Origin of the sequence: Streptomyces sp. NPDC058683, assembly GCF_042716195.1 — a bacterium.
In the GTDB taxonomy this organism is placed as follows: domain Bacteria; phylum Actinomycetota; class Actinomycetes; order Streptomycetales; family Streptomycetaceae; genus Streptomyces.
Map to the genome: position 1 here is coordinate 1 of NZ_JBHXSK010000116.1, position 6,157 is coordinate 6,157.

General features: G+C 68.8%; 2 protein-coding genes. Both read left to right on the forward strand.

Going from position 1 to position 6,157, the window contains the following annotated elements; all coding sequences use genetic code 11:
- Positions 1-180: hypothetical protein (locus ACFWXC_RS52750; RefSeq protein ID WP_384491464.1), on the forward strand; the 180-nt coding region annotated here is incomplete at its 5' end.
- A 148-nt stretch (positions 181-328) separates the two neighbouring features.
- A partial coding sequence (locus ACFWXC_RS52755) for a DNRLRE domain-containing protein (protein WP_384491466.1) occupies positions 329-6,157 on the forward strand: 5,829 nt, incomplete at its 3' end.

The window sequence follows — 6,157 nt, forward strand, 5'->3', positions numbered from 1 at the left end:
GTGCGGGTTTTTGGGTTGTGGGGGTGGCTGGATATCTGTATCGGTTGGCTTGATCGTGTACGCCGGGGGTGGTTTATTGGCTTTTCTTCTCTGGCTTTGCGAATGCTTTGCCATGTTTGTTTTGCGACGCGGGGGCTTGGTGTCTTTGTGTGTCTTTTGCCTTCTTTTAAGTTCGGCTAGTTTTTCGGCTGCTGTGAACTGTGTGGTTCTTGTGAAAACGGGAGTGTGAATGAGTAGATGGTTGGGGGCCGGGCGCAGACGCAGACCTGGTCTGTTGGGCCGTGGGCGGTCGTGGAGCCGGGGCATAGCCGGTTCGCTGGCGCTGGCCATGGCTGTGACAGCTTTTGCTGAGACAGAGCCGGCCTTCGCCGCGGGGGCGGCGGCCGGGAAGGGGGGTGCGGCAGCGGCTTCCGGGAGCAAGGCGAAGCACTACGCGTCCGCGGCTGCCGATCTGGCATCGGCCCGGGTCCTTGCCCGGTTGTCGGGCAAGCGGGTGGAGGCCTTGGGGGAACGGACGGAGACGTCGACGACGTGGGTCAACCCCAATGGTTCGTTGACGACGGAGTTGTCCGCGGGGCCGGTGCGGTTCCAGGACAACGGTGCCTGGCGGTCGGTCGATCTGGACCTGCAGGCTGCCGGTGGAGGGGTGGCGCCCAAGGCGCATCCCCGGGGGCTGCGTCTTGCCGGCGGTGGTAAGGCCACCGAGCGGTCGGCCGGCGGAGCGGGCAGGGCTCAGGACCTGGTGACGCTGGGGGAGGGCGATCAGCAGATCGCCCTGCAGTGGAAGGGCGATCTGCCCAAGCCGGTCCTGAAGGACAACCGGGCGACCTACCGTGGTGCGGTGCCGGACGGGAACGTGGTGGTGGAAGCCACCCGTACCGGGTTCGAGCAGTTCGTCCAGATCACCGAGCGACCCTCGGCGGAGGGTTACTCCTACACGCTGCCGTTGAAGGCCAAGGGCCTGAGGGTGGTGCAGAACAAGGACGGCAGCCTGCTCTTCACCGACAAGAAGGGCAAGAAGCAGGCGGTGATGCCGGCCCCGGTGATGTGGGACGCGCAGGTCGACAAGGTCTCCGGAGAGCACACTCACCAGGCGCCGGTGAAGCTGCAGGTCGTCCGTGGCCAGGGGACCATCAATCTGGTCTTCACCCCGGACGCGAAGTTCCTCGCCGATCCCGAGACGCGGTATCCGGTCACGGTGGACCCCTCGACGTCGGCGCTGTCCAACGTCTTCGACACCTACGTCCAGCAGGGTGAGACCGTCGACTCGTCCAGCGACGTCGAGCTGGACCTGGGCAACCCGGGCACGACCAACAGCGACGGCACGCCCCGTACGGCTCGTTCCTTCATCACCTGGAACACCGCACCGATCTCGGATGCGCTGGTCTCGAACGCGAAGCTGAGCCTGTGGAACTTCCACTCGGGCAATGCGGACTGCAAGGCCTACCCGTGGGACGTCTACAGCACGGGCAAGGCTTCCACCGCCTCGCGCTGGACCGCTCAGCCGACCTGGGCCGCCACCGCTTCGGCGACCTCGACGGAGACCAAGGGCAACACGGCGTGCACGTCGGCACCGGACGGCTGGGTCAACGCGGATGTCACCAACCTGGTGCAGACGTGGGCGTCGGCGAAGAACGCCACCTCCGGCATGGGCCTGCGTGCGCCGAGCGAGACGGCAATCGCGCAGTGGAAGCGTTTCAACTCGGCCAACGCCGCGTCGAATCCGCCCAAGCTGACCGTCACCTACAACTACCGGCCCAAGACCGGCACCGACCAGCAGGCCGGTCCGCCGTTCTTCCAGGACGCCGCCGGCACCTGGTACGTCAACACCACGACGCCGACGCTGAGCGACACCTTCATCGACGTCAACAACGACAAGGTCGACGGCACCTTCGAGATCGACGATGCCACCACCGGCACACAGGTCGGCAACTACCTGGTGTCTCCGTACGTGCCGTCGGGGCAGCCGGCGTCGGTGACGGTCCCCTCCGGGCTGCTCACCAACGGCAAGACCTACAAGTTCCGCACCAATCCCTATGACGGCCTGCACTACAACAACGACTGGTCGGCGTGGGCGACGTTCACCGTGGACACGGCCGCTCCCTCCGCGCCGACCGCGGTGACCTCGACGGACTACCCGTCCGCGTCGTGGGTCAAGGGTGCCGGCCAGGCGGGCGTGTTCAAGGTGACGCCCCCCTCGGGCGACCAGAACGGCATCGAGTGGTCGCTGGACGGCACGACCTGGACGAAGGTGGCCACCAGCGGCACCACCCCGGTCAACGTCACCGTCAAGCCCGCCAAGGCCGGCACCAACACTCTGCAGGTGCGGGCTACGGACAAGGCCGACAACAAGTCCGAGGCCCTCTCCTACACCTTCCACGTCGGTCCCGGCGGTGTCACCAGCCCCGACGAGGGCACCCGCACCGCGGCCCGTCTTCCACTGACCGCCGAGGCGGACGGTTCGAAGTTCGACAAGGCCACGTTTTCGTGGCGCCGCGGCGAGGCCGACACCTGGACCGTCATCCCCGCAGGTGACGTGACGGTCGCAGGTCAGCCGCTGTCGGCCTGGCCGGTGGCACTGACCAGCGGCAAGAGCCCGAAGCTGACCTGGAACGCCACCTCCACCGTCACTCCTGACGGGGCAGTGCAGATCCGGGCCGACTTCACCGGTCCCTCCAGTGCTTCCGCGTCGTCCGATCCCGTCAACGCCACGGTCGACCGCAGCGCTGACGGCGCCGCGAGCGAGGATGTGGGACCGGGTTCGGTGAACCTGCTGACCGGTGACTACACGCTTTCCGACAAGGACGCTTCCTTCTTCGGCCTGTCGGTCGACCGCACCGCTTCCTCACGTTCTCCGCAGGCGGGGGCCGGCACCGGCCAGCAGGCGCCGATCTTCGGCAAGGAGTGGCTCTACGGCGCCGCCGGTGAGCAGACGTCCACCCCGTGGACGGTGCTCGTCAAAACGTCGGCGACGTCGGTGAGTGTGGGGGCGGCGGGTGATGACACCCGCCTGAACTTCACCCAGAACGCGGCGAAGACCGGCTGGATCCCGGAGGTCGGTGCCGAGGACTTCGAACTCACCGGCAGCTTCAGCGGCACCTTCACCCTGAAGAGCTCCGAGGGCGAGACCACCACCTTCACCGCGGTCAGCGGCAGCACCACCTTGTGGAACGCCGCCACCTCCTACCTGGAGGGCCTGGCCAACACCACGACCACCACCGTCAGCGAAGCGGTCACGGTGGGCGAGACCAAGACCTCCCGCCCCAAGCTGCTCATCGCCCCGACGCCGGCCGTTGCCGCCTCGGCATGTGCGGCCGATCCGTCGACCAAGGGCTGCCGGGCGCTGGAGTTCGTCTACGCCACCGCCACCACCGCGGCCGGCTCCGCGCTGGGAGACGTCAAGGACCAGGTCTCGGCGATCAAGCTGTGGTCGACCGTGCCCGGGGCCTCGCTGTCGACCGTGCAGACCGTCGCGTCCTACGCCTACGACGCCAGCGGCCGGCTGCGTGAGCAGTGGGACCCCCGCGTCAGCCCCGCGCTGAAGACGGCCTACACCTACGACAGCGCCGGCCGTATCACGACGCTGACCCCGCCCGGACAGCTGCCGTGGACGTTCACCTACGGGCAGGCAGGGTCCAACCCGGCCGCCGGCGACGGCATGCTGCTCAAGGCCTCCCGCCCGACGCTCACCCCGGGCAGCGCCAGTCAGACCAACGGCACCGCCGCCACCAGCATCGTCTACGGCGTCCCGCTGACCGGCACGGCCGCACCGGAAGACCTCGGCGCCTCGGCCCTTGCCTCCTGGGCACAGACCGACGTTCCCAGCGACGCCACCGCGGTCTTCCCCGCGGACCAGGTGCCCGCCGGCAACGACGGCAGCGCCCTGAGCTCCGGCTCCTACACCCGGGCCGGCATTCACTACCTGGACGCCTCCGGCCGTGAGGTCAACGAAGCCACCCCCGGCCACCACATCACGGTCACCGAGTACGACCAGTTCGGCAACACGGTCCGGTCCCTGACCGCGGGCAACCGCGAACTGGCCCTGGGCACGAGTGCGGCCCAGAAGACGGAACTGACCGGGCTGGGTATCAGCAGCCTCGCCTCGGCCGAGCGGGCCCAGCTGCTGTCCACCACCAGCATCTACAACGACACCGGCACCCGCGAAGTGGAAGAGGACGGCCCGATCCACCAGGTCGTGCTCGCATCCAAGCTGCTCAGCGGCACCACCACCGTCGCGCAGGCCGGCAGCAAGGTCATCGCCCGCACCCAGACCCTCAAGGAGTACGACAGCGGCCGCCCCACCGACGGCACCGCCGCGGTGAAGGACCAGGTCACCAAGGAGACCACCGCCGCGCAGCTGCGGGCCTGGCCGGCCCTGGCCGCCGACCCGCGTGTGGTGGCGACCGGTTTCGACTGGGTCAAGGGCGTGGCCACCACCAGCACCCAGGACCCGGGCGGACTGGCGCTGACCACGACCACCACCTACGACGCCCAGGGACGGGTCATCAAGACCGCCCTGCCGGCCTCGACCGGCACCGACGCGGGCGCGACGCAGACCACCTACTACTCCGCCACCGGCACGGGCACCTGCAACGGCCGCCCGGAATGGGCGGACATGGTCTGCCAGACCGCACCGGCCGCAGCGATCACCGGTGGCGGCTCCAACCCCACCCAGCTGCCGACCAAGACCACCGAGTACGCCACCGACGGCCAGGTCGCCAAGGTCACCGAGACCGCCAACGGCACCACCCGCACCACCGCCAACGGCTACGACGCCGCGGGCCGTCCCACCACCGTCACCATCACCGGCGGCCTCGGAACGGCCGTGCCGGCCACCACCACCAGCTACGACCCGGCGACCGGTCTGGCGACCAAGCAGACCTCCACCGCCGGCGGCACCATCAGCAAGACCTTCGACCAGCTCGGCCGTCAGCTGACCTACACCGACGCCGACGGGGCCACCACGACCACCGAGTACGACAGCCTCGACCGCCCGTCGAAGGTCACCGACACCGTTCCCTCGACGACCACCTACACCTACGACACCGCCATCGACCCGCGCGGCCTGACCACCTCGGTCACCGACTCGGTCGCCGGCACCTTCACCGCCCGCTACGACGCCGACGGTGACCTGGCCACCCAGACCCTGCCCGGCGGCTACACCCAGACCGACGAACAGGACACCACCGGCTCAGCCACCGCCCGCACCTACACCCGCACCAGCGACGGCACGATTCTCGCGGCCGACACCGTCAGCGAGAACACCCACAGCCAGATCGTCACCCACGGCGGCACCCCCGGCGTCACCGCCTCCCAGGCCTACACCTACGACAACACCGGCCGCCTCACCCAGGTCCAGGACACCGGCGCCGACGCTGTCTGCACCACCCGCAGCTACACCTTCGACAAGAACAGCAACCGCAAGGCCCTGGCCACCGCCACCGCCGGCGTCGGCCTCGACTGCACCACCACCGGCGCCACCACCACCAACTCCACCTACGACAGCGCCGACCGGCTCGTCGACACCGGCTACACCTACGACAACCTCGGCCGCACCACCGCCCTGCCCGGCACCACCCTCGCCTACTACAACAACGACCTCGCCCAGCAGCAGGTTGCCGGCACCCAGCGCCAGACCTGGACCCTCGACTCCAACCTGCGCTTCCGCGCCTTCACCACCGAGACCAACACCTCCGGCACCTGGACCCAGACCGCCGCCAAAACCAACCACTACGACTCCGACTCCGACAACCCCCGCTGGATCACCGAAGACACCAGCGGCAACCTCACCCGCAACATCGACGGCCCCGCCGGCGACCTCGCCGCCACCAGCACCGCCACCAGCGGCACCGTCCTCCAACTCGCCAACCTCCACGGCGACATCACCCTCCAACTCCCCCTCGACACCACCACCGCCCCGACCGTCCTGGACGCCGACGAATACGGCAACCCCCGCCCCGACCAGCAACCCACCCGCTACGGCTGGCTCGGCGCCAAAACCCGCTCCAGCGAAACACTCACCGGCCTCACCCTCATGGGCGTCCGCCTCTACAACCCCACCACCGGACGCTTCCTCTCCATCGACCCCGTCCCCGGCGGCAACGCAAACGCCTACGTATACCCCAGCGACCCCATCAACGCCTACGACCTCAACGGA